We start from the raw sequence: 519 nt of genomic DNA on the forward strand, positions 1-519 counted from the left end.
CTAATGCACCGCGGGTCCATCCATCAGCGACACCCGAAAGCGCCTTTCACTCTTATGCCATGCGGCATAAACTGTTATGCGGTATTAGCACCTGTTTCCAAGTGTTATCCCCCTCTGATGGGTAGGTTACCCACGTGTTACTCACCCGTCCGCCACTCCTCTTTCCAATTGAGTGCAAGCACTCGGGAGGAAAGAAGCGTTCGACTTGCATGTATTAGGCACGCCGCCAGCGTTCGTCCTGAGCCAGGATCAAACTCTCATAATAAAAGTTAGAACAATCTTACGATTGTTAAGCTCAATTTGTTTGCTAGCATATTGCTTGCTTGTTAAAAATGTTTGTTGTCTTGAATTGAATCAAGACGCCCTACACATTTGGTTCGTCTATTCTTTGTTCAGTTTTCAAAGGTCTACGTTACCTCGCAGCAACTTTTATATCATAACAAACTTCCGTTTGAATGTCAAGAACTTTTTTTAAAAAAGTTTTTTTAAGTTGTTTTGCTTGGTTGTTGTTGTCTGTTG

General features: G+C 42.6%; 1 rRNA gene. It reads right to left on the minus strand.

Going from position 1 to position 519, the window contains the following annotated elements:
- Positions 1–265: ribosomal RNA gene (locus ACU8YE_RS24310) — 16S ribosomal RNA — on the minus strand; the annotation flags it as partial.
- Positions 266–519: the final 254 nt, after the last annotated feature.

It is taken from the genome of Ralstonia sp. VS2407 (assembly GCF_052950655.1).